Annotated in this window: 25 protein-coding genes and 1 pseudogene; 13 read left to right on the top strand and 13 right to left on the bottom strand. The window is 39.6% G+C overall.

Going from position 1 to position 21,404, the window contains the following annotated elements; translation table 11 throughout:
- The first annotated feature begins 180 nt into the window (after positions 1-180).
- Positions 181-729, top strand: a complete 549-nt coding sequence (locus tag EV282_RS12370) for a class I SAM-dependent methyltransferase (protein ID WP_130296099.1) — start codon at positions 181-183, stop codon at positions 727-729.
- A 40-nt stretch (positions 730-769) separates the two neighbouring features.
- Here the strand turns inward: EV282_RS12370 and EV282_RS12365 are convergent, their stop codons facing one another.
- From EV282_RS12365 to EV282_RS12360, 3 genes are read right to left on the bottom strand one after another with little or no spacing between them, the layout of a single operon-like run.
- Positions 770-1,123, bottom strand: a complete 354-nt coding sequence (locus tag EV282_RS12365) for a DUF2512 family protein (RefSeq protein WP_130296098.1) — start codon at positions 1,121-1,123, stop codon at positions 770-772.
- 13 nt (positions 1,124-1,136) lie between these two features.
- Positions 1,137-1,289, bottom strand: coding sequence for a hypothetical protein (locus tag EV282_RS20265; RefSeq protein ID WP_165389302.1), 153 nt, complete (start codon positions 1,287-1,289; stop codon positions 1,137-1,139).
- Positions 1,290-1,302: 13 nt separating this feature from the next.
- Entirely contained in the window at positions 1,303-2,436 is a 1,134-nt protein-coding gene (locus EV282_RS12360) for a zinc-dependent alcohol dehydrogenase (RefSeq protein WP_130296097.1), read from the bottom strand.
- A 150-nt stretch (positions 2,437-2,586) separates the two neighbouring features.
- On the opposite strand from EV282_RS12360, the gene EV282_RS12355 reads away from it, so the two are divergent.
- The 5 genes and pseudogenes from EV282_RS12355 to EV282_RS12335 form a co-directional block, all read left to right on the top strand.
- Positions 2,587-2,829 (top strand): hypothetical protein, encoded by a 243-nt coding sequence (locus tag EV282_RS12355; protein ID WP_077362128.1) that lies wholly within the window; start codon positions 2,587-2,589, stop codon positions 2,827-2,829.
- A 94-nt stretch (positions 2,830-2,923) separates the two neighbouring features.
- A complete protein-coding gene (locus EV282_RS12350; RefSeq protein ID WP_130296096.1) occupies positions 2,924-3,697 on the top strand; it encodes a Nif3-like dinuclear metal center hexameric protein in 774 nt (257 codons plus the stop codon).
- 192 nt (positions 3,698-3,889) lie between these two features.
- Positions 3,890-4,456: a tyrosine-type recombinase/integrase gene (locus tag EV282_RS12345; protein ID WP_130296095.1), complete on the top strand. Its 567-nt coding sequence runs from the start codon at positions 3,890-3,892 to the stop codon at positions 4,454-4,456.
- Positions 4,457-4,547: 91 nt separating this feature from the next.
- Positions 4,548-5,456 carry a YitT family protein gene (locus EV282_RS12340; protein ID WP_207224294.1) on the top strand — a complete coding sequence of 303 codons (909 nt, stop codon included), beginning with the start codon at positions 4,548-4,550 and terminating at the stop codon, positions 5,454-5,456.
- A gap of 72 nt (positions 5,457-5,528) precedes the next feature.
- A pseudogene (locus tag EV282_RS12335) lies at positions 5,529-5,642 on the top strand (cysteine synthase A); the annotation flags it as partial.
- Between the two features lie 145 nt (positions 5,643-5,787).
- Here the strand turns inward: EV282_RS12335 and EV282_RS12330 are convergent.
- Positions 5,788-6,336: a CGNR zinc finger domain-containing protein gene (locus EV282_RS12330; RefSeq protein ID WP_130296094.1), complete on the bottom strand. Its 549-nt coding sequence runs from the start codon at positions 6,334-6,336 to the stop codon at positions 5,788-5,790.
- Positions 6,337-6,463: 127 nt separating this feature from the next.
- On the opposite strand from EV282_RS12330, the gene EV282_RS12325 reads away from it, so the two are divergent.
- Positions 6,464-7,747 (top strand): MFS transporter, encoded by a 1,284-nt coding sequence (locus EV282_RS12325; protein WP_165389449.1) that lies wholly within the window; start codon positions 6,464-6,466, stop codon positions 7,745-7,747.
- A gap of 102 nt (positions 7,748-7,849) precedes the next feature.
- Here the strand turns inward: EV282_RS12325 and EV282_RS12320 are convergent, their stop codons facing one another.
- Positions 7,850-8,392, bottom strand: a complete 543-nt coding sequence (locus tag EV282_RS12320; RefSeq protein ID WP_130296092.1) for an HAD-IIIA family hydrolase — start codon at positions 8,390-8,392, stop codon at positions 7,850-7,852.
- A gap of 13 nt (positions 8,393-8,405) precedes the next feature.
- Positions 8,406-8,831: a PH domain-containing protein gene (locus EV282_RS12315; protein ID WP_130296091.1), complete on the bottom strand. Its 426-nt coding sequence runs from the start codon at positions 8,829-8,831 to the stop codon at positions 8,406-8,408.
- A gap of 351 nt (positions 8,832-9,182) precedes the next feature.
- Between EV282_RS12315 and EV282_RS12310 the strand changes: the two genes are divergently transcribed.
- Together EV282_RS12310 and EV282_RS12305 are read left to right on the top strand one after the other, a co-directional pair.
- The gene (locus EV282_RS12310) at positions 9,183-9,791 is read left to right on the top strand and encodes a histidine phosphatase family protein (RefSeq protein WP_130296090.1); all 609 of its coding nucleotides are present in this window, start codon (positions 9,183-9,185) and stop codon (positions 9,789-9,791) included.
- 100 nt (positions 9,792-9,891) lie between these two features.
- Positions 9,892-11,571 (top strand): DMT family transporter, encoded by a 1,680-nt coding sequence (locus EV282_RS12305; protein ID WP_130296089.1) that lies wholly within the window; start codon positions 9,892-9,894, stop codon positions 11,569-11,571.
- A gap of 54 nt (positions 11,572-11,625) precedes the next feature.
- Here EV282_RS12305 and EV282_RS12300 read toward each other — a convergent pair whose 3' ends face one another.
- On the bottom strand, positions 11,626-12,651 hold the full coding sequence (locus tag EV282_RS12300; RefSeq protein WP_130296088.1) for a C40 family peptidase: 1,026 nt from the start codon (positions 12,649-12,651) through the stop codon (positions 11,626-11,628).
- Between the two features lie 234 nt (positions 12,652-12,885).
- Positions 12,886-14,133 (bottom strand): site-2 protease family protein, encoded by a 1,248-nt coding sequence (locus tag EV282_RS12295; protein WP_130296087.1) that lies wholly within the window; start codon positions 14,131-14,133, stop codon positions 12,886-12,888.
- 465 nt (positions 14,134-14,598) lie between these two features.
- Here EV282_RS12295 and EV282_RS12290 point away from each other — a divergent pair, with 465 nt between their 5' ends.
- Complete coding sequence (locus EV282_RS12290; protein WP_130296086.1) at positions 14,599-15,027, top strand: hypothetical protein; 429 nt, start codon at positions 14,599-14,601, stop codon at positions 15,025-15,027.
- Positions 15,028-15,067: 40 nt separating this feature from the next.
- Here the strand turns inward: EV282_RS12290 and EV282_RS20260 are convergent, their stop codons facing one another.
- The 3 genes from EV282_RS20260 to EV282_RS12275 form a co-directional block, all read right to left on the bottom strand.
- Positions 15,068-15,430: a hypothetical protein gene (locus tag EV282_RS20260; protein WP_165389448.1), complete on the bottom strand. Its 363-nt coding sequence runs from the start codon at positions 15,428-15,430 to the stop codon at positions 15,068-15,070.
- 392 nt (positions 15,431-15,822) lie between these two features.
- Positions 15,823-16,380 (bottom strand): GNAT family N-acetyltransferase, encoded by a 558-nt coding sequence (locus EV282_RS12280; RefSeq protein ID WP_130296084.1) that lies wholly within the window; start codon positions 16,378-16,380, stop codon positions 15,823-15,825.
- Between the two features lie 15 nt (positions 16,381-16,395).
- The gene (locus EV282_RS12275) at positions 16,396-17,892 is read right to left on the bottom strand and encodes an HD-GYP domain-containing protein (RefSeq protein ID WP_130296083.1); all 1,497 of its coding nucleotides are present in this window, start codon (positions 17,890-17,892) and stop codon (positions 16,396-16,398) included.
- 314 nt (positions 17,893-18,206) lie between these two features.
- On the opposite strand from EV282_RS12275, the gene EV282_RS12270 reads away from it, so the two are divergent.
- Positions 18,207-18,935, top strand: coding sequence for a TraR/DksA C4-type zinc finger protein (locus EV282_RS12270; RefSeq protein ID WP_165389447.1), 729 nt, complete (start codon positions 18,207-18,209; stop codon positions 18,933-18,935).
- Between the two features lie 40 nt (positions 18,936-18,975).
- Here EV282_RS12270 and EV282_RS12265 read toward each other — a convergent pair whose 3' ends face one another.
- Positions 18,976-19,611, bottom strand: coding sequence for a LysE family transporter (locus EV282_RS12265; protein ID WP_130296081.1), 636 nt, complete (start codon positions 19,609-19,611; stop codon positions 18,976-18,978).
- 146 nt (positions 19,612-19,757) lie between these two features.
- Between EV282_RS12265 and EV282_RS12260 the strand changes: the two genes are divergently transcribed.
- Positions 19,758-20,333: a cysteine hydrolase family protein gene (locus EV282_RS12260; RefSeq protein ID WP_130296080.1), complete on the top strand. Its 576-nt coding sequence runs from the start codon at positions 19,758-19,760 to the stop codon at positions 20,331-20,333.
- 116 nt (positions 20,334-20,449) lie between these two features.
- Positions 20,450-20,683 (top strand): hypothetical protein, encoded by a 234-nt coding sequence (locus EV282_RS12255; RefSeq protein ID WP_130296079.1) that lies wholly within the window; start codon positions 20,450-20,452, stop codon positions 20,681-20,683.
- Between the two features lie 29 nt (positions 20,684-20,712).
- Here the strand turns inward: EV282_RS12255 and EV282_RS12250 are convergent, their stop codons facing one another.
- Positions 20,713-21,264, bottom strand: a complete 552-nt coding sequence (locus EV282_RS12250; RefSeq protein WP_165389446.1) for a DUF402 domain-containing protein — start codon at positions 21,262-21,264, stop codon at positions 20,713-20,715.
- Positions 21,265-21,404 lie beyond the last annotated feature (140 nt).

The raw sequence follows: 21,404 nt of genomic DNA, 5'->3' as shown, positions 1-21,404 counted from the left end.
TTTTCAATTAAAATTTTTTCCATTACAAATTTATTCCAATTAGAATGTTCCCAAATCTATTAATAAATAAACTAGAAATTCTAAATAGAATCAGTGAATTTTCTTTCACCTTACGATTTCGAATGAATAATATAGATAAAGTCGATTGATTTAATCGGAATTAGAAACGAGGTAGAGAGAATGGAAGGCGGAACATCCTTATTCCTGCAAAAATTTATACAATCTCCTTTACAGATAGGCAGCCTGTTTCCAAGTTCTGCTGCCTTAGCGGAGAAAATGACATCAAATTTAAATTGGGAAAATATAAACCAAGCAGCGGAATTAGGTGCAGGAACCGGGGTCATCACTCGTTCGATCGTGAAGAACATGCTTCCCAACACCAGACTGCATATATTTGAAAAAGACAGCGAAATGAGGAAAGGACTTCAAGTGAAGTTTCCTGAAGCCTTTTTTTATGAGGATGCGTGTGAAATCATCAAGAGCTTAGGAAATAGCGAAGGGACACTAGATGCTGTTTTTTCTGGCCTGCCATTTACTAATTTTAATAAAACTCTCCGGACAAAAATCGTTGATGAAGTTTATCGATCCTTAAGACCTGGCGGAATACTCGTTGCGTTCCAATATTCCACACAAATGAAGAAGTCCTTCCAGGCAGTATTTAAAGAAGTGGATATCTCTTTCGTTCCGAAAAACTTTCCTCCAGCATTTGTGTATATTTGTGAAAAATAAAAAAACCGGCACCCCATGCAAAAGGGTACCGGTATAGATCTTAACGGTAAGAATGGTCTAAATGATCAGATATGAGATGCTTATGAACCATTGCTTCCATTCCTGTAATGATTAAAGCCACCAAGATCGAGCCCCATATTGAGATTGTCACAGCTGGCAGAATGAGCGCCAGCAGATAGACAAGGATAAATGTCGCTGCAAAATCAATCATCAGCTGCTTCCCATATGAGATTCTTGAGATCATGATATATTCCATAAGCACGCCGATTGGAGCAAGTACTGCCGTGATCCAGATGATGGGCTGGACAAGCTCAAAGTCAACACTTTTAAAAAGGAAGTTGGCTAGAATAAGAACTAGCGGAATTCCTAGAAATTTAATCATCAAGCTTTGCATGATGAATCACTCCTTATAAGTTATTGTTTTGCTGGCTGATCTCGCCTTCATCCAAGTACAGGTTGGCATCTTCAAGTTTTTGATGCTGATCCAAAGATTCACCGCGAAAATTTTTATTTTCTGCTGTTTTTAGTTCTCTTTTTTCTCTGTTTTTGTCGCTCTTCATCATTTTTAGCTCCTTACGTTTTTAGTACGACTTTGATGCAGTCTTCCTTGTGGTCATTAAATAAATCATAGCCCTTTGCTGCTTCATCCAAAGGCAGAGTATGTGTAATGATCTCGCGAGGATCGAATTCTTCAGCCATAATCTTATCCATTATCGTGCTCATGAGATGGATGACAGGAGCCTGTCCCATTTTTAGCGTGACGTTTCTTGAAAAGAATGCTCCAAGCGGGAAGCTGTTATAGAGACCGCCATATACACCTGTTATCTGTACCGTTCCAAATTTACGAACGGCTTTTGTTGCGATCTGAATGGGTCCAAGTGTACCGCCTTGAAGTTTCAGCGTTTGTCCCACTTTTTCCATCGGTGATTTTTTACCGTCCATTCCAACACAATCAATTACAACATCCGCACCGCCAAGCGTCATTTCTTTCAGGTGCTCACCAGTATCTGCAAACTTTGAAAAATTAACAGTCTCTACATTGTTCATCTTTTTTGCTTTAAGTAGTCGGTAATCCAGATGATCAACTGCGATTACACGGTTTGCGCCAAGCATCCATGCGAATTTTTGAGCATAAAGACCAACAGGTCCGCAACCAAGAACAATAACCGAATCTCCTTTTTTCATGCCGCTGTTCAGCACACTCCAGTACGCTGTTGGAAGTACGTCAGATAGGAATAAAAAATATTCATCTTCCATTTCAGCTGTATCTGGGATCTTAAAAGGAGTAAAGTTTGCAAATGGTACTCTTAAACACTCGGCCTGACCTCCAGGATAATTACCGAATTTTTCGGAGTACCCTAAATATGCACCAGAGTCGTAATGCGGATTTGCGTTGTCACACTGGCTTTCCATCTGATGCGTGCAGAAGTGGCAGCTTCCGCAAGCTACGTTAAACGGAATGACAACACGGTCGCCTTTCTTTACAGAAGTTACGTCGGTCCCAATCTCCTCGACAATGCCCATCGGTTCATGCCCGATAATATATCCTTTCGGGAGAGGGAAGTTCCCTTGATAAAGATGCAGATCAGAGCCGCAAATCGTAGTAGACGTGATCCGCACGATAATATCATCCTTTTTCAACAGCTTCGGATCCTCGACCGACTTCACTTGTATATCTCGTTTTCCTTGATACGTAACAGCTTTCATCTTCTTTCCTCCAATTCAACAATCCCTATAAGAATGAACGTTGAGGCAGTGTTTTATACCTATTTTCAAAAGATATCGTTTAGAGTGTCATAAAAAGGCAAGAGAGTGGGTATTACTTCAATAAGAAAGTATTATAAGGAGGCGGGAGAGGTGGAATATTCGCTGTACAAAAAAGACGGCAAGTTTCCATGTGATGTTACAGTTGATTATGAAAACATGGTCTTTACAGTGCGGGACAGCGATACGACCGGCGAAGTGTTCAACAGTGCGAGTGAAGTTGCCGAATGGATCAAACAGCATTGGTCTGTGGAACAGTTTCAAAAACCTGATGATTATTATGATTTGATGAAGCATCTCGAAAGTTCTCTGCAGGAAGAAATTAAATACGAATAACGAGTCAAGCCAGGTGTTATTCACTTGGCTTTTTTTATGGTCGTAAATGGAGAATTCTGGCATAATGATAAAAACAAGATGGGGGAATTCACCAATGAAAACGCGGGACTTTGAGCACCTCTTGCCTTCATTATTCGGGTCGTGGCTAAAGACTTTTGAAGATGAAGGAGAGTATGGTTTTACATACCGAATCGAAAAGGATAATAAAAGAGTAGCTTACGCAACAAATTTAACTCCTGAAACGGTAGAGAAAGCAGTACAAAGCAATGCTGATCTGCTTCTCACCCATCATGATGCATGGGATTTTCTTTACGGTATGAGAGAAGAGTGTGTAGCTGAATTAAAAAAACACGACATCTCCCATTTTTTTATCCATTTGCCACTCGACTTTGTGGAATTTGGGACATGCACATCATTATTCAAGCAGTTAGAAATTGATGAGATCGCTAACTATTCTTCTTTTAAAAATGATGAAGAGATTCCAGGAATCGGAACCTTCCATCAAGCCCTATCGTTCACAGAGCTGAAAAGCCGACTGGAATCTAAACTGGATGAACCCGTCAGGGCTTGGCAAAACCATGACCGGCCAATAAAAAACGTGGCTATCTTAACAGGGGCAGGGAATAACTCACGATTAATAAAGTTTGCGAAAGAAAATGACTGCGATGCCTTTATTACAGGAGAAAGAACCTTGTATTCTGTGCTGTATGCTAAGTTTGCTGGAATAAATTTATATGTTGGCAGCCATACGTTTACGGAGATTTTTGGTGTAGAGAGTTTTGGAAGAAAAGTTAAAGAATCTTACCCTAATATTGAACTTATACGAATAAAAGAAGATCACATCGAATCTGTTGAGGATTTTATTTAATCTTGGACATCAATCAACAAGCCTCTATTTGATTAGAGGTTTTTTTGTACCATTCATAAATTCAGTTCTTCTAATCCGAGAAAATCCGTACATATTAATAGAAGTGCTTTTTACTTAAAAGCATATTCATTTAATGTTACATAACAGTATGGTAAACTAGTATTAAGTGACATAGAATCAGGTGATGATTAGGTGGAATACGTTGAAGCGTTAAGGGATATTAAACAAATTAATGCCATAAAGCGATATTTAAAGAGACAATCAGAACGTGATTATGTTCTTTTTGTATTTGGTATTAACACAGGATTGAAGATTACGGAATTGCTCACCATTAAAGTTGAAGATCTCATGACTGAACTCAATGGAATAAAAGACTATTATTCCTGGATTCCTAAAGAAGGTGAGTCCAAAAAAGAGATCTTTTTGAATGAAACCGTTCAAAAAATATTGCATCAATATATACTGAATGCCAATTTGAAAAGCGACGATTTTCTTTTTTTATCTAAAAAAACAAAGCTTCCGATTACAAGACAGCAGGCATATCGCATTATCAGCTGTGCGGCAGATCAAGTGGGAATCCAAGGTAAGATCGGTACCAATTCTTTGCGTAAAACCTTTGGTTTTCATGCCTATAAAAGAGGCGTCGCGATATCTCTTCTTCAAAAGCACTTTAATCATTCAAATCCTTCTGAAACACTTAAATATCTGGGAATATCAAAAGATGAAAATATTAAAACCCAGATTGATGTACGGCTCTAAGATTTTGTTTACTAAAATCCAAAGGAGGTATTCTTTATGTGTAGAAATAGAGAAATACCAGCTTGGATGCACGCTAATTGGAGGTTGAAATATGACAGAAGAAACAGTATTGAATCATCAGATAACCGAGCAAATGAATAAGCAGCATCGCAAATTAACAAAGGGAAAACTGGCCTTTCGTACAATTCTAATTACATTTGGAGCGATCCTGATGGCGGTTGGGCTTGAAATTTTCTTAGTACCCAATCATGTTATTGATGGCGGGATTGCTGGTATTTCAATCATGGCTTCCCATCTATCCGGTTTAAGTCTGGGAATCTTCCTATTCGCACTCAACTTGCCTTTTATTTTTATCGGATATAAACAAATTGGAAAAACCTTTGCTATTTCTACTTTGTATGGAATTATTATTCTTTCTGTCGCAACAACACTTTTACACCCCGTACCGCCTTTTACAGATGACTTGTTGCTAGCGACCGTTTTTGGCGGGATTTTTATCGGAGTTGGGATCGGTATGGTTATCCGAAGCGGGGGTTCGTTGGACGGTACAGAAATATTAGCGATCTTGTCCAACAGCAAACTGCCTTTCTCTGTTGGTGAAATTATCATGTTCTTTAATATCTTTATCCTTGGAGCTGCAGGTTTTGTGTTTACGTGGGACAGAGCAATGTACTCATTGATTGCTTATTTTATCGCATACAAAACGATTGATTTAACGATCACAGGTCTTGAGGAATCGAAGTCTGCGTGGATCATTAGTGAGAACCATAAAGACATCGGTGACGCGATCCTTCATAGACTCGGACGCGGAGTGACGTATTTAAAAGGTGAAGGAGCTTATACGGGCGACGAAAAGGGCGTTGTGTTCTGTGTAATCACTCGTTTGGAAGAAGCAAAACTAAAAGACATCGTGGATGAATTTGATACCAGCGCATTCCTTGCTATTGCAGACATAGCAGAGGTAAAGGGCGGAAGGTTTAAAAAGAGAGGAATCCACTAACGAAAAAAAGAGGGAGTCTCTTATTAGGTAACGGATTCTCTTTTAGAATCGTAAATCACAAGCTTTGTAGCATATGAAAAATTAAAAGTAGCCAAAAAGCTCGGAAAAGGAAAAAAGGTACTCGCTGTAATTCCAAGCAACGGTGAAAGATACTTAAGCACACCGCTTTACCAATTCGAAGACTAGCATAACCGCTCCCTTATGGGGGCTTTTTTTATGCGAGAGATAAAGACCAAAAGTGAAAATGACATTATAAACGACCAGATTTGTTCTGGTCGTTTTTTAGAGAGTTAAAATTATTAAAAAATCAAAACAAATTAAGAGGTTCTTTTCATTTCTTTTGTTTTCTTTCCCTGTGTTTCCGTACGTTCATTAAGTTTCCGCAATTACTATGATAACACCAGACCCGGCTTCGGTTTTTGCTCACATCAAAAAAGACCCATCCACATTTTTCGTTTTTACATATCTTTAAGCGTCCAATCTGATGGTTTGAGAGTAGATGGGCAAAGGATTCTACAATCTTTGCCATTACCCAGTTCCAATCAGGGTTAACTGGCTTTTCTGTTAAACGAAGATTTCCTGACTCATTCCTGATCTCCTGTAGAAAAAGAGAGCAATATAAATAATCATTCAGTTGATTCACATCATTATCGGTCAGTTGTTGGTTGTGAGTTACATCTATCACAAGTTTCCGTAATAGAGCTCGAAGGGTTTTCAGTCTTTTAATCTTTTCTTCTGTCATGCCTTCATTGATTGTTAACTCCCAGGGAGTTAACAATTCATTCATCCATTTTGTGTCATCCAGTCTGTCTATATAAGAGTCATCATGGATGCCATCTCTCCATTCACTATTTAAAAAATCGATAAACAAAAAATCCACAAAAAGTCCTCCTTGCTACATTAATAAATTCTATGATAAATTGTATGTAATCAGTATAATCGTTTTAGACTATTACATTCAAACTTTTTACATCACGATTACATTTCCTTTTGAAAGGGTGTTTAGGATGGAAAAGTACAATCCTCAAATTAACCACACTTCACTTTCGCTTCGAAAACATCATGACTTCAATAAACTCTGGTTTGGAGAGACTGTCTCTTTATTTGGAGCAAAAATTTCCGAGTTAGCTTTTCCGCTATTGGCAATTTCCGTGCTAGAAGCCAATCCGTTCCAAGTAGGGCTGCTTGGTACACTTCGTTTTCTTCCGTTTCTGCTTGTTACTTTGTTCTTTGGCGCATACCTGGACCGCAGAGCCCGCCGTCCGGTTATGATTTTTTCAAATCTAGCAAGAGGGGCTATACTGCTGCTTATCCCACTCTTATATATAATGGGAGAACTCCGTATAGAATACCTCTATGTAAGTGTGTTCCTGATTGGCTTGCTGGATGTGAGTTTTGATCTTGCTTACTTTGCTTATCTGCCAAGTTTGATTAAACGGGAGCAACTAAATGAAGGGAACAGCAAGCTGCAAGCAACCGCATCTATTGCAAATGTTGGAGGAGGAGGAATTGCCGGGATAATCATTCAAACTTTCACAGCCCCCATCGCTATTTTCATAGATGCTTTGTCTTACATGGTTTCTGCCATAAGTATTTTATTCATTAAAAAGAAAGAAACACCTCCTGTTATCAAGAAATCTCAGCAATCCATCTTCAAAGAAATTAGAGAAGGATTAAGCCTTGTTTTTTCTAATCCATACATCAGCAAGATGGCTGGGGAAGCGGGTACGTACAATCTTTTGTCAAACATCATTTCAACGGTTTTTATCATATATGCTGTAGAAGAGATCAAACTGCAGCCGGGTATTCTAGGAATCATTTTAGCAAGCGGGGGAGCTGGAGCATTTGTAGGATCTTTTTTTGCTGCTAGAATTACGGAAAAACTTGAAATAGGACCTGCTATCATTTGGGGAACTGCTGTTGCGTGCTTTGCACCTATGATTCTTTTAATGGTACATGAAGCTTCTTTATTCGGTTTAATACTGTTAATTCTATCTTATATTTTAAGTGGATTTGGAGTTGCAATCTGCAACGTAAATATCATAACCATCCGTCAGTCTGTTACTCCTGACAATATGCTGAGTAAGGTGAATGCGAGTTATCGTTTAATTGGCTATGGAGGAATCCCGATAGGCGCATTTTTAGGAGGTTATTTTGGAGAGGTATTAGGCTTATATCCAGCACTAATGATAGGTGTTTTGGGTATGCCATTATGTATCTTGTGGCTATGGTTTTCGCCTATGAAGACATTAAAGAGGGACCTTCCCGCTACTGGAACCAGTGTATCTTAAAAAACGCTGTTTTCGCAAAACCTTGCTGTTTTTGAAAGTAGTTAATTTCCGTGCATTGTGGCTCGCTTTTCGCAGGGGCCTTTCTGAGTATATGGAGTGCGCTCACCTGCTCCGCTCCACTGATGGTTTTAAAACCCAATCTGCTCCTGCTTTCAGATTTTCTGCTACGTGATCAGGCTGTACGTCTGATGTTAAGTGATTTTGTTCATAAGCAGCAGCTCCTGATCCAGTAAGCACTAATATGGCAATACATCCTGCAGATTTTGCAGCCATTATATCTGTCCAGCGGTCTCCGAATACGGCGCATTTTAATAAATTTAAAGAATGCTCTTTTGCCGCTTTTTCGAGCATTCCGGTGGACGGTTTTCTGCAATGGCAGCCTTCTTTATGGTGATGAGGACAAAGATAGATTTCGTCAAAACCAAAAGCTTTAAGTTCTCTGACAAAGTCGTCCTCCGCTGCTTCTGATCTGCTGATTCCAGGCTGATTCGTAAAAGAAAACACTTTAATTCCTTTACCATTGAATCGTTCAATAACTTCAGCTGTATAAGGAAATAACTTAAATTCTCCGGGATATTCAACGATATCTGATCCGCCGATTGTTCCGTCACGGTCTAAGAAAACAGCTTGAAGACCATCATTCAAAATGAATCAGCTCCTAATCAAATTTAATGTCTGCATGCGGGCAGCGCTCTTTTAGCAAGCGAAGGAACTTATCTCGGTCTTTCGGTGAAATAAGCGCCATTCCGAATTGGTATTTTATATGTATTCGTTTTAGTGATAACGCCGGACTGGAAAGGGGGTTCCATGTTTTGTGTGCAGAAGTGATCTCACGGTAAGGAATTCTTTTGTTTATAGGTCCGCAGCGGATCATTAATTCTTTATCGTCTAATACATAGTAAGTGGAAAACCAAAGCCAGCAGATGAAAAGGATGATCACAAGATTCAGGAGAATAGCAAAAATGGATTCTCCTATTTCTGCTTTCTCTGAAATAAGCGCAGAGTAGCTAAGGAACGTTCCATAGCCGATGCTGCCAAACAGAATAAGTCCTAGCCAAACATCTCTCTTTGATGTGAATTTCAAGGTAAATTACCCCCTAAAAAGTGAAATTGTAATAACCGAAAGCTGAAGGAGCAGGAACAAGCAAACTGTAATCACTGCTGTGTTTTTCTTTTTATAAGCGTACCTGAAAAAGTAAACGACAATAAAGATAACCACAATATTCAGGCTAAACAATATAGGTAAATGAAAGGCTTCTGGTAAGTATGAACGAACCAGCTTTGGGAGGAAATCCGGTAAAAAGATAAAAAATAATAACAGAAAGCCTATTAAGCTATGTTTCAAAATAACACGTCCAGTCAGGAGTATACCTTTTCCTTCCATTATACGGTAAAATAGGTGGGGCTTGCAGATAAATTTCAAAGGGGGCAGGACATGGAAATCTTATTGATAAGACATGGAGAATCAGAGGCTGATATTTTACAAGTTCACGAGGGAAGAGCGGATTTTGAACTGACGGATCGAGGACGGAAGCAAGTAAAAGCGATGGCTGAAAAAGTGAAACATGATTTTCCGCCAGACTTCATTTATGCCAGCACGCTGAAAAGAGCGAGTGAAACAGCTCGAGTTTTGGCTGATACGATCGGATGTCCGCTTCAGTATGAGGAAGAACTGATGGAACATAATAACGGAGTACAGGCGGGGTTGAGTTTTGAAGAAGCGAAAAGTCTGAAAGCTCCGGTATACATGCATGACCGGTTTGATGAAGGTGAATCACATATCGAGTTTCGAATGAGGATCGAGACCATCTTTTCTAAGATATTAGCGGACTCCGTACATAAAAGAATTGCGATCGTTGCTCATGGCGGTGTTATCAATTGTCTTCTCCGGTCATTTTTTGACATGCCGATCTCGAAGAATTTTTATTTCAAAAATGGAGATACAGGAATCAGCCTCTTAGAAATCAGTGAAAAAAGTAAAGTTGTTCACTTTTTGAATAATACGAGCCACCTCGATACGAATGAAGAGCTTAAGTCCTTTTAAGCTCTTTTTTTTATGCTGAGAAACACTTCTCTGTAACTTTTTACATATTCATCCGTATTGACTAATAGGGTAAAGAAACACAAGAAAAAGGGGACAGTTTATGAATATCTTATTATTTTCAATAGTTGTGGGGCTGGCGGCAGCGCTTGTGGTCCTGCCGATCTCACCAATTAAAAAGCCGTCAAAAAAAGAAACGAAATACAATATGACTTACGCGATCATTGGGACGGTTATTTGCACTGTACCAATCGTGTTTGCTTTCTATTATGTTACGAATCTAGACCGCAACTTTTCTTCTATCTGGATGCTTGCAATCATCATGACAGGATTAGGAGCATTTTTTGCGACAGGGAAAGAGCGGATGATCAAATTGCTGCTTTTCACCCTGAGTCTTTTTATCGGCGTATATTTTTTAACGGCCGGTCTATTCAATGCTGACGAAAAATATCAATCGGCAAAAATGCAGCAGAAGACTGAGATTGATACGTTCGATGAAAAAGAAACGCCAGCGAGTGTTCCCCCAAAGTTTGCGCGCAACAAGATGAGAAAGTCATTTGGGCAAGTACCGAACACGAGCTATTATGAGCTTGGCAACCTCCAGATTCAAAAAGTAGATGGAAAGTACGTGTATATTGCACCTGTAGAGTTTTCCGGTTTCTTTAAATGGTGGAACGGCGATGTGACGCCTGGTTACTTTACGCTTAGTGCAACTGATTCTTCAGCTAATCCGAAGTTTATTAAATCCGATATGCTGTATACTCCATCGTCTTATTTTAACAAAAACATGGAACGCCACATGCGGTCGGCATATCCTGAATACATCTTTTATGGCGATCCGCAGCTGGAGATCGATGATAACGGAAAACCTTATTATGTCCGTTCATATGGAGAGTTTGTCTCTGCGCGAAATGGGTTTGAAGTAAAGGGAAGTATTGTCGTCGATCCGAAGAACGGAGACACAAAAGATTATAAATTAAAAGAGGTGCCAGCCTTCATTGACGGAGCTGTTTCACCAGAGACGGTTAGTCTGCAGAACAGTTATTTTGGAAATTATGTTCATGGGTTCTTGAACAGCAAGTTCGGCAAGAAAGATGTTAAGCTTCCTTCTGATGAAGGTACGGAAGCTAATGTAAGTCCGATCTTTGATGAAAACGGAGATATGTATTACTTTACAGACTTCACGAGTCCAAAAGAGGGAGTGGATTCCATGCTGGGCTACTCGCTTACGAACGCGAGAACCGGCAAGGCTACCTACTATACTGGTAATCTAGAGGTATCGTATATGGATTCGCAAGGTGCACTGCAGATTATCCAGAAGAAATTCATCGAAAAGAAATGGGACGGTGAAATGCCTGTTCTTTATAATTTTTATGGAGAAGCTAGCTGGTTGACGCCGGTACTTGATTCGAATGGATTTTTACAGAATTATTTTATCGTTTCTGCATCAAATCCAGAAATCTCTGTATACGGAAACACGCCGAACAATGCGCTGAAACAATATAAAACAGCTCTGCAGCGCGGCGGGGGAAGTGTGGACGGAAGTTCTGATGCTGAAGAAAAGCAAATTGGCGGCACCGTTCTTCGTGTGTACAAAGAAAAAACAGGTAACTATACGATCGTGTCTTTCTTATTAGACAATCGTCAAAGCTATATTGTTTCTTCGGAAAGCAATCCGCTCTCTATCTATCTTAAAGAAGGCGATAAAGTGGACGTAACGTATCAAGATACAGGAGAATCCTTTTTGCCTGTAACTGAGATCGCGATTAAAGGACTCAATTAAACAAAAAAAAGCAGTGCATTTCAAGATTGAAATGACACTGCTTTTTCTTATATTTTATTGCTCCGGTACATAGCGTCTTGCCCCAGAGAACTCAACAGCATAAGCAGGTGTTGAGATCGGATCCATGCGAACGGTAGAAGCTGTGTTCGGTGAATGGATCATCATTCCGTTTCCAGCATACATCGCAACGTGATGCACGCGGCCTTTTCCTTCATCATAAGCAAAGAACATGAGATCTCCAGGCTGAAGCTGATCTTTATCTACGATCAGTCCTTCTTTTGATTGTGGTCCTGAGTCTCGTGGAATCGTAATGCCGTTTGCTTTATGAACGGTGTGGGTAAAACCTGAACAGTCAAATCCGAACCCTGCCGCTCCTGCCCAAAGATATGGAAGTCCAAGAAACTTTTTCGCTTCTTCTACAAGCTGTTCACCTGTCGGAACAGGAATATCTTTTTCGCTCTTATAAACCTTTGCATCCTCCGCTTCCAGCCAGCGTACTTTACCTTCTGGCGTTAAAACGGCAATCGTATGACGGAAAGCTTTTAAAACTGGCAATCTTGTATTGTAGCTTAGTTCTAATTCTTGTTTATGGCCGAAAGGTGCTTTTGAAAGCCATGCCGTCGGACTTGTAATGAGAGCAAACGGTTTACCATCTGCACGCTCAAATCGGTCTGAGGTTGTAAGTTGTCTTAACGGCATCCAACCTGGATATCCAAGCTCGTTTCTTGGAGTGGGCTGCCCATAAACCGCAACTTTTACCCATTCGCCTTGCTGTTCTAAAACTCGGACCTTTTGTCCGTAAAGAGCTTGGGTCTCAAGTTCTCCAACAAGCCAAAGCTTTTGTTCATACGACATACTTGTTGTCCATCCTCTAAGATCAACAGGATTCGAGAGGGAAGGTCCATCAACATCATCACGTGCTGCATCTGGATTTGACCATAATGTAGCAGCTGCTACATCCACATACAGATCTTTACCGATTACATTTGTGTCAGCTGTTCCTTTTTCAGCAGAAGCGGTGTTTGTGAACATGCCCATTAACATCGCAAGCGAAAAAAGAACCTTCATAAGTTTTCGCATTTTTTGTCGCTCCTTTTTCTCTTTTTCCTCACCATTCGAGTTTTCTCTAACCTTTTCCTCTAAGGAGAACGAAAGATAAGCCAAATATCCTTTTGTTGAAGCTTCATAACATGAAACTAAGGTACTAAAAAAGGGGAATTTCGGGTCAAAAGAAGGGGAGGAGAATACGCGAGATGAAAATAAAAAAAGACTTAACTCAAAAGGATCAATTTCTCTTGAGCAAGCCTCTCTTGCTTAACTAATCAGAAAACGATTTATATCCATCAAGTGGTTTCCGTAAACGACAAAAGCGGATAATACTCCTGCCAGAAGAAGGTACAAAGCAAGGACTACGATCTTCGTTTTCATGTTTGATACATAATAATTTTTTTGCTGATCGTATACTTTTTTGGTTTCTGCTTTTTCAGCAAGCAGACTCTTTTCATAAGCTTCAAAATAAGCGGCAGTGTTGAAGTCTGGTAACACTGGAAGAGTAGCGATTCCTTCAGGATCTGACTCGTGATAAGCCTGTGCCAGAGCTTCTCTTTTATTGCGGTCTTTTTCAAATTCTTCCCGCAGCGTTTTCAGGAAACGCTCACGGTTATTGAGCATCTCAAGCTCTACAATGATCTTATGCTTCTCAATCTTCTTTTTATCCTGCAGGATGGGAAAAGTAAATCCTGTCGGAACACTGTCCTTTAAGCGGTTTTTAGCAACACGAACATCTTCTATATAAGTTCCGATGATATGAGAAAAGTTTGGCATATCGCGGTATTCGTTTAGCTCTTGCTGGATGTGTGAAAGCTTTTGCTGTTCAGCTTCAAAAGCTTCTAAAGTGAGCTCTGTTTTTTTATGCTCAAAATCTTCACGAACACGTTTCCACCAAGTCATAATTCCAAAAAGAAAGACTAAGAAGATAATCGGGTCTGGTGATAGGAACAAGTACGGAATAACGATAAGAAGCCCGACAAACCAAATCTTTGTCGATAACACACCAACGATTCTTCCGCCATCCAGCGGAGAGACAGGAAACAGGTTGAACAAGTTGATCATAGCTCCTAAAAAGATAACAAGACCCCAGAACGGCTGCCCGGTAGATTCGTATAAAAAGACCGCAGGCAAGAAGGACATAAGGCCGAATAAAGGACCTGCATATGCGATATAAGCTTCGTCTTTTGCATTCTTAGGCATTTCCTTCATGCCGATCGCTGCACCCATAAATGGTATGAATATAGCGGGTGATGTCTTTATCCCTTTTTGTTTCGCTGCGACCAGATGTCCCATCTCATGAACAAATATGAGATAGACGATCGCTACTGCAAATTTCCAGCCGTAAAAGACGGCATAAGCACCCATCGAAATGAACATGGATATGAGCGTTGCGAATTTACCAAGTTTTAATAAACCAAACACCCATTTTAATTTACTCATTAAGAACAAACCAATACCCGCAAGAATCGTCCATAAACGGGACTGGTTTTGCTTTTCTGCTTTTTCAGCCATGTATGAATCCCCCAAATGATTTCTTAATTCTATCTTAAATGATATACGTTTGAAGTGGAAGGAAGTTTCTTTTACGGCGGTTTTCGCAAATTGTGATTCATTACTAACGGAAATTCGGCTCATACGGGCTCACACGTTGGTACATTCTGCCTGACATACACAATTTATTTGGAACTTCTAAAGAATGGGAAGTGACCGAACAAAAATCAAACCCCACCGCACAAAAATTCTGATGAACCGAACAATTTTTCTGTTTAACCGAACAAAAAAAGACTGTTGCTCAAATAGTGTCCGCCTCAAAAAGACTCCCGTAAGTCTAAAGAAGTAGGGCTTGTCTTTCGGAAGTCTTCATAAAGAAATTTTGCTGTTTTTTTACCAAATAATGCGGGTATACGAATTAAAGTACCCCTGTAATGTTAAATGATTGATTCGAATGATGTGTAAAGATGAGAAGGAGGGATCGGTTTGCCTGTACAAAATGAACAATTGATCCAAGCAGACCCTTTTGTGTTGAGCAAATCGGAAGTTGTTGACGCTGTTAAGAGGTACTTGAACAATGAAGGCTATGAAACAAGAAACCTTGAAGATCTTTTCGGTATTGATCTGGCAGCAGCAAATGAATACCATACGCTGTTAATTGAAGCGCAAGGAAATCATGCAGAACACCACGAGAAAGAAACTGTATTTACAGGCAGTCAGCTGGATAAACATATGAGCTGTCAGCTTGTAAAACTGCTGAAAAACTATGAAAAAAATCCAGCGAGAACGCTAGTCATGGCAAATCCAGATACCCCTCGAATACGAAAGATGGCAGAAAATATAAAGCAAGCGCTTGATGATCTAGGTGTTGTCCGATTTTGGGTAAAAGCAGATGGAAGTATTGAGTGGGAGTAGAAGAGTATAAAAGGAAAGCACCGGAGCTATCTTTCCGGTGCTATTTTACTTTTTCGATTGTATCGTGGCTTTGTTCATATAGCTCAGGGAGTACGTTCATTTCTTCAATATCACGTTTCGTTTTTTCTGTACCAAGCAAGTAGAGATAACGGAAAACTTCATAAACGAGCTTGCTGTCTTTACCGCGGTGGTATTCTGCGTTAGATTCTTCAAAATGGCGCTTTGGCGAAAAGATATCAAGCCCTTCTTGTTTGCTGTTGGCATGCATCTCATGGAATAAATGCTCAAGCTGCATTTTCTCATCATAAGTAGCCTGTATTTCAAAATAGTGAATATGATCATCTGTTGGAAGCGGCTGAATATCACCTTTAGCTGTAACAAAATAAGCTTCTTTTTGTACCATATCAAAAACCTCCTTTTTCTTTTCATTCCTCATAAAAGAGATTTCAAAACATGGAGGAACTAACCATTCTAAATAATTAAAGAAGGCTGTTATCTTTAACTTTGTTGCTATTGGAAGTGGTTGACGTCCGTTCCAGGATGCTCGCCTTCTGCGGGGCGGGCGGTGAGCTTCCTGGCGCTTTGCGACTTTAGGAGTCTCACCTGTCCCACTTGTCCCGCAGGACAAGGAAGGCATCGACAGCGAAACATCGCACGAAGAAAATTGATTTTCATTTTCGAGAAGTCTCGAACCTTGCACTCCAGTCGACTCGTCAATGGAGAAGAAAGATATTCAAAATAATATCTTATAGATAAGAGCCAACAAAAAAGAAGCTATTTGTAGACATAGCTTCTTTAATATAGATCTGCATTTCGTTTTAATAGGGAATACACATACATATCGTAATATTCACCGTCTGCTTTTTGGTACTCTTTTAATAGTGCCTCTTGATTAAACCCGAGCTTCTCAACAAGTGCTCTTGATGAGGAATTCTCTGGTCTGATCGTAGCTGCGATACGGTTAAATTCCATTCCGTTAAAGCCATAATGGATAATTGCTCTTAATGCTTCATTCATAAAGCCTTTATGCCAATATTCCCGGTTGAGTTCATAGCCGACTTCTGTACGCTGATCCGACTTGCTCCAGTTATGAAAGCCGCATGTTCCGATCAGTTTATCTTCTCCTTGGAGAACGATCCCCCATCGAATAGCACTTCCAGATTTAAAACCTTTCTCAAACGCTTCAATGAGTGAAAAGGCATCTTCTTCTGACTTCAAAGGTTCCATTCCGTAAAATTGCATGGCTCCTGCGTCTGAAAAAGTAGAGAAAATCTCGGTGATATCAGACTGCAGGACGGGCCGAAGCTTCAGCCTTTCTGTTTCAATAACGGGGAAATTATCATACGTGTTCAAAAAAGCACCTCCTTTTTATGAAATAGATTTAAGATTCATTTCATCTATAAAAAGCTGAGTTAAATATGGATCCCACTGTGTACCTTTTCCGTCTTCCAAGATCGCCAGAGCTTTTTCATGTGTCATGCCTTTTCGGTATGGACGATCGGAAGTCATAGCATCATACGCATCTGCAACCGCAATAATTCTTCCGAAAATAGGGATATCCTCACCTGCAAGCTGCTCGGGATAGCCGTTCCCATCATACCTTTCATGATGATAACGCACACCAGGTAGCAACGGCTTCATCGCATCAAACGGCTGAACTTGTGCAAGGATATCTGCCCCGATTACAGGGTGCTTTTTTATCTGTTCAAATTCCTCAGGGGTCAGTTTTTCTTCTTTTAATAGTACGATATCGGGTATTCCGATTTTGCCTATATCATGAAGCAATGCTGCTTTCCTGAGCTGCAAAAGCTGCTGAAAAGGAAGTCCAGCCATCTGGCCGATTTTCATTGCATAATCTGCCACACGAAGGCTATGCCCTGCTGTGTATGGATCTCTAGCATCTAATGTAGCCGCCATCGTCGCAAAAAAGCTCTCAAGCAATTGTTTGTTCTCGTGTTCACGCGATTGTATCGCTCGTGCCATATGGTTGAATCCTTTTATAAGCTTTGAAAACTCATCCGAATAAAGATCATCTACTCTTGCATTTGAGTTGCCTGTGCGAACTTCATACATCCCAGCTTGAAGTTCGTTCATGGGCTGTTGGATATCCTTAAAAAGGAGATAAGCACCAAAGATGGCAAAAGAGATGCCAATAAGAAGCACGAAGAATGCCCAGCTCCAGTAGGAACCGTTAACAGGTGAGTCTAGCTGATACAGCCTTACCTGATTTGCCAAAGCAAACAATAACAGTGGAAATGTCCCGATAAAAAGTGTGCTCCACTGAATTTTACGCTGGATAGAAATATGTCTGGAAGTTGCTAAAGATAAAATGACGCCATGGTCTTTCAACGTTTTCTCTTGAATGTTTCTTAAAACAGGCTGAACAGCTTTTGTTGTTAGAAAGAATTCAATGATCGCATGCATTCCAGCAACTAAGATCGCTCCAAGTGAAGCAAGATATATGTAGTAATAAGGTAATGTTAAGTATTCAAAGTAAATAGCTGCAGCTGTTAAACACACCGCCGGAATAGATAGACCAAAAAGATGGGGACCCAGGATCCGCTTCACCGTCCGAATAGGGAAATGATGCGCATGAAAATAAGCTTTTTCTGCTAGCGGCAGAGCGGGCGTTTTTTTACTGAAATAAGTACGAAATACAGAAGTATGCATACGAAAGAACAAGTATTCTAATAAAAACATGATGATGCAGGAAGATACAAGGATACCGCATAATACAAAGATTTCTTTGACCGAAAAACGGAGTGTGGTGAATAGAAAGACGCCGCCAACTCCTAGAACCGCAGCAGTTGAGCCAATTACATAATTCTTTAATAATCGTCTTTCAAACTGTTCGTGTATAGTCAATTCTCCACCCGCCTTTCTTACTATTACTTTTAAAAAGATACTAATAGCATACCTTACAAAAACTTGGAAAAAAAGCTATTTTTCTACACTTTCTTACATTTTTTGTGGGATTAAGGATTTTCTTATTATGAATATCGTATTTTTTTCCTTTTCTTTTAGCGAAAAGGTAGAAGTAAAGGCTGATGCGGACTCACAAGGGGGAGAATTCTTTAAAGTATAGCATGAGTGTGAAATGTACAAAATACACGGGATGGATAATTTCTGAGGAAAACGGGTATGAAATGGTATACGGATGCAGGAAGGGAGCTAGAATAATGTCATTAACTACACAAGAAATGGACCATTTTAAACAAATTTTAGTTGCAAGAAAAAAAGAGATAAAAGATATGAGAGAGAGAAACGACTCTTTTGGAAGTGATTCTGAATTCCCTAAAGAATCCACGGGGGAGTTATCCAACTATGATAATCATCCAGGAGATCTTGGAACAGAGTTGTTTGAAAAAGAAAAAGACATCGCATTAAACGACCTTCATGAAAAAGAGCTGGAGGATATTGATGCAGCGCTTAATAGTATAGAAAGAGGCAAGTACGGAATTTGTAAAACGTGCGGAAAAGATATCATAAAAGAACGATTGGAAGCTATTCCGTCTACACTCTACTGCAAGGAACACAGCCCAGGTCAGCATTCCTCAGATGACAGACCAGTAGAGGAAGCAGTTTCTGGTCCGGATTATTCGAGAAGAAGCAATGACGGAAAAGATGCTACTTTCTTTGACGGGGAAGATGCATGGCAATCCGTAGCAAAGTACGGTACGAGTGAAACTCCGTCAGACTTCACAGATCCTGAAAAACAGGATTATAACGAGATGTATGAAGACTCTGATGATGATGATGGCTATGTAGAAAACTATGAAGGTTTTGTAACAACAGATATAACAGGTAATGAGAGAAATGTTGTACAAAACCGTAAACATGAAGAGTACGAGGAAGAGTTGGATCGAGAAGAAGAAAGACAGTTAGACCGGGATAAGTACGATAAATAAACAGGACGAACAGCCTATGTGAATGATACATAGGCTGTTTTTATATGTTTTTAAATAACTGAATAAGTAGATGACAAGCGAAACCAAGTAAACCTGCCCCTGCTAATCCTGTCATTACTCTAATGGTTATATCATTAATGAATGTGCGAAAAAAGTGAAGGGTAAAAGCAACATTAATATTCCATAAAATAATGCCAGCGATAATAAACAAACTTAATAAAGCATTAATCCACCACGCTGAGCCATTGGGGATATTTTGAAGCGTACCTCCATATATGCCAAACCAAAACAAGAAATTAAAAGGGTTCATTAATGCGAGTACAAAACCTGTCCAATAAGGCTTATGTTCGGGTTTCTCCTCATTCATCGAAAGAAATCTTTTTTCTGACCAAGCTTTTCTTATGGTTGAAATACCTAAGAACAAAAGCATAATAATGCCGGTAACCAACATGGCGATTTGTACGAAGTTGTTCTGAAGGAAGGGGGAAAGCCCCAAAAAAATGATTAGCATGAAGATGAAATCTGCGCTTACTGCTCCTAACCCTACGAGCCAAGATGGCCAGAAACCTCCTGATAATCCACGTTTGATCATCTCAAGTTTAATCGGACCTACCGGAACTGCTAGACTGATCCCAAGCATCATGAAATGAAAACTCAAAACCCAAAACTCGCTCAAACTTATTCCTCCTGAGGGTTGTGCTTGTCTATCTTTTCTTCAAGGATATGAGTATATGAAATAGATTATTACGGCAGGAAATGTAAAACCTTTAACGAACAGTACATTAAAGGTTGTAACTATCATCTGCTAAAGGAGCCAAGTCCGTGAAAAAAGCGTGTTTGCTTATCATTGATGTTCAAAAAGGTTTTGAGGATGTAGATTTTTGGGGAGAACGAAACAACCCGAATGCCGAAGTTAATATGCTTACATTAATAGATGCATTTAGAAATACGAACCTACCTGTTTTTCATGTTCAGCACCAGTCGGAAAATGAGAATGCTCCATTGCATCCGACGAAATTAGGTTATCAGCTGAAAACAGGATTTGAACCTAAAGAACATGAACCCCTTTTTATTAAGAGTGTAAACAGTGCATTTATTGGAACATCGCTAAAGGAAGAGTTAGACAAACAAGGAATTCATCATCTTATTATTGTGGGGTTAACAACAAATCATTGTGTATCTACAACAGTAAGGATGGCTGCTAACTATGGATATAGCGTTTCTCTCGTGCAAGATGCAACAGCGGCTTTTGCTGTAACCTCCTATAATGGCAGAAAATTTTCAGCTCAAGATGTACATGAGTCAGCTTTGTCGCATTTGCACGGGGAATTTGCTGAAATTTTAAGTACAGAAGAAGTTTTGGCGAAATGGGTAAGATCATCGCACTATATACAATAAAACGTAGACAATATTCCCCAGGAAATGTCGGATACTGTTAATGGTTTAGAGGTTTTGTTTTAAGGGAAAAATGAAAAAACATTCATAATAAGATAATTTAGAGGTGTCATAAAAACATGGTGAAAAATCAAATAGAACAGCTGATGAGAGAACCAGAACAAGAATTAGAGTTTTGGAGAGAAGAGGATCAGCAAAAAGAACTTGTTAGAATGCGTTATGTTCCCCAAGGTGAGGGAGGATATTTTCAAGTTACCTATTTAGATGAAGAAGAAGGCATCATCGGATCCCAAGTTCTTGATGAAGTGGAAGACGCAGAACGATTCTTACAAAAGAATCAGCCAGCTATATAAATAAACCAGAGGATTAATCCTCTGGTTTTTTATTGTATGAATTTCTTCTCGCGCAGCCATTCTGCAGAGTGTTTTTCACATATCTGAAGGTCTTCAAATTGATCAACTTTATATTGAGAAATTATTTCTTCAGCCGTTTTATGAGCAAGTTTCATCTCTTCTTTTGTTATGTCTCCATTATCAAAGGCTGCCATTAATTCATTATCATCAAGTACGAAAATCTCTTTATCGGGCAAGATTACGATATCCAGATCAAGGTCTAAAAACCAAGGGATCCCTTCTTCGTCCACACCGTGCTCTTTGCACATGTCAATGTAGAATTGAACCGTGTCTCCATTTTGGTCCAGAACAGTAGTTATCGTATATTTCTTGCCTTCTGGAAAGTGCTGGAGCCATGTATAGCCATTGTCAGCAATACACACCTCATGATTCTTGTACTGAACAACGAGTGGTTCAGACACTGCTTTTAGATGAATCGCAGTAACTTTACCTTTGAAACAACCGTCTTCTTTATGAACGACCTCAAAGTTTCGGTCTGTAACTCTTTTCCAATCGGGTCGGTCAGCTCTTTTATGTTCCATACGCACCTCCATGTTTTGTAAAATTATAGCAAATTTTGTTTGAGAAGGGAAGGAACCGGATGGGATATGAAGAAGTGAGTAATAAGTATGGAATCATGTGTTTTCAATTAGAAATAGGAGAGTAAGAAACTTCATCTCCA

Origin of the sequence: Fictibacillus sp. BK138 (assembly GCF_004216955.1) — a bacterium.
Taxonomy (GTDB): domain Bacteria; phylum Bacillota; class Bacilli; order Bacillales; family Fictibacillaceae; genus Fictibacillus.
Note: the sequence above shows the minus strand (reverse complement) of the source record. Positions and strands in the feature narration are given on the sequence as shown.

Excerpts from the sequence above, each read along its gene's own strand:
- EV282_RS12325 (WP_165389449.1), top strand. The coding sequence starts at position 6,464 with ATGGAAAAGTACAATCCTCAAATTAACCACACTTCACTTTCGCTTCGA.
- EV282_RS12300 (WP_130296088.1), bottom strand. The coding sequence starts at position 12,651 with ATGCGAAAACTTATGAAGGTTCTTTTTTCGCTTGCGATGTTAATGGGC.
- EV282_RS12295 (WP_130296087.1), bottom strand. The coding sequence starts at position 14,133 with ATGGCTGAAAAAGCAGAAAAGCAAAACCAGTCCCGTTTATGGACGATT.
- EV282_RS12255 (WP_130296079.1), top strand. The coding sequence starts at position 20,450 with ATGGTGAAAAATCAAATAGAACAGCTGATGAGAGAACCAGAACAAGAA.
- EV282_RS12370 (WP_130296099.1), top strand. The coding sequence starts at position 181 with ATGGAAGGCGGAACATCCTTATTCCTGCAAAAATTTATACAATCTCCT.
- EV282_RS12250 (WP_165389446.1), bottom strand. The coding sequence starts at position 21,264 with ATGGAACATAAAAGAGCTGACCGACCCGATTGGAAAAGAGTTACAGAC.
- EV282_RS12365 (WP_130296098.1), bottom strand. The coding sequence starts at position 1,123 with ATGCAAAGCTTGATGATTAAATTTCTAGGAATTCCGCTAGTTCTTATT.
- EV282_RS12340 (WP_207224294.1), top strand. The coding sequence starts at position 4,548 with ATGACAGAAGAAACAGTATTGAATCATCAGATAACCGAGCAAATGAAT.
- EV282_RS12310 (WP_130296090.1), top strand. The coding sequence starts at position 9,183 with ATGGAAATCTTATTGATAAGACATGGAGAATCAGAGGCTGATATTTTA.
- EV282_RS12270 (WP_165389447.1), top strand. The coding sequence starts at position 18,207 with ATGTCATTAACTACACAAGAAATGGACCATTTTAAACAAATTTTAGTT.
- EV282_RS12360 (WP_130296097.1), bottom strand. The coding sequence starts at position 2,436 with ATGAAAGCTGTTACGTATCAAGGAAAACGAGATATACAAGTGAAGTCG.
- EV282_RS12350 (WP_130296096.1), top strand. The coding sequence starts at position 2,924 with ATGAAAACGCGGGACTTTGAGCACCTCTTGCCTTCATTATTCGGGTCG.
- EV282_RS12305 (WP_130296089.1), top strand. The coding sequence starts at position 9,892 with ATGAATATCTTATTATTTTCAATAGTTGTGGGGCTGGCGGCAGCGCTT.
- EV282_RS20265 (WP_165389302.1), bottom strand. The coding sequence starts at position 1,289 with ATGAAGAGCGACAAAAACAGAGAAAAAAGAGAACTAAAAACAGCAGAA.
- EV282_RS20260 (WP_165389448.1), bottom strand. The coding sequence starts at position 15,430 with ATGGTACAAAAAGAAGCTTATTTTGTTACAGCTAAAGGTGATATTCAG.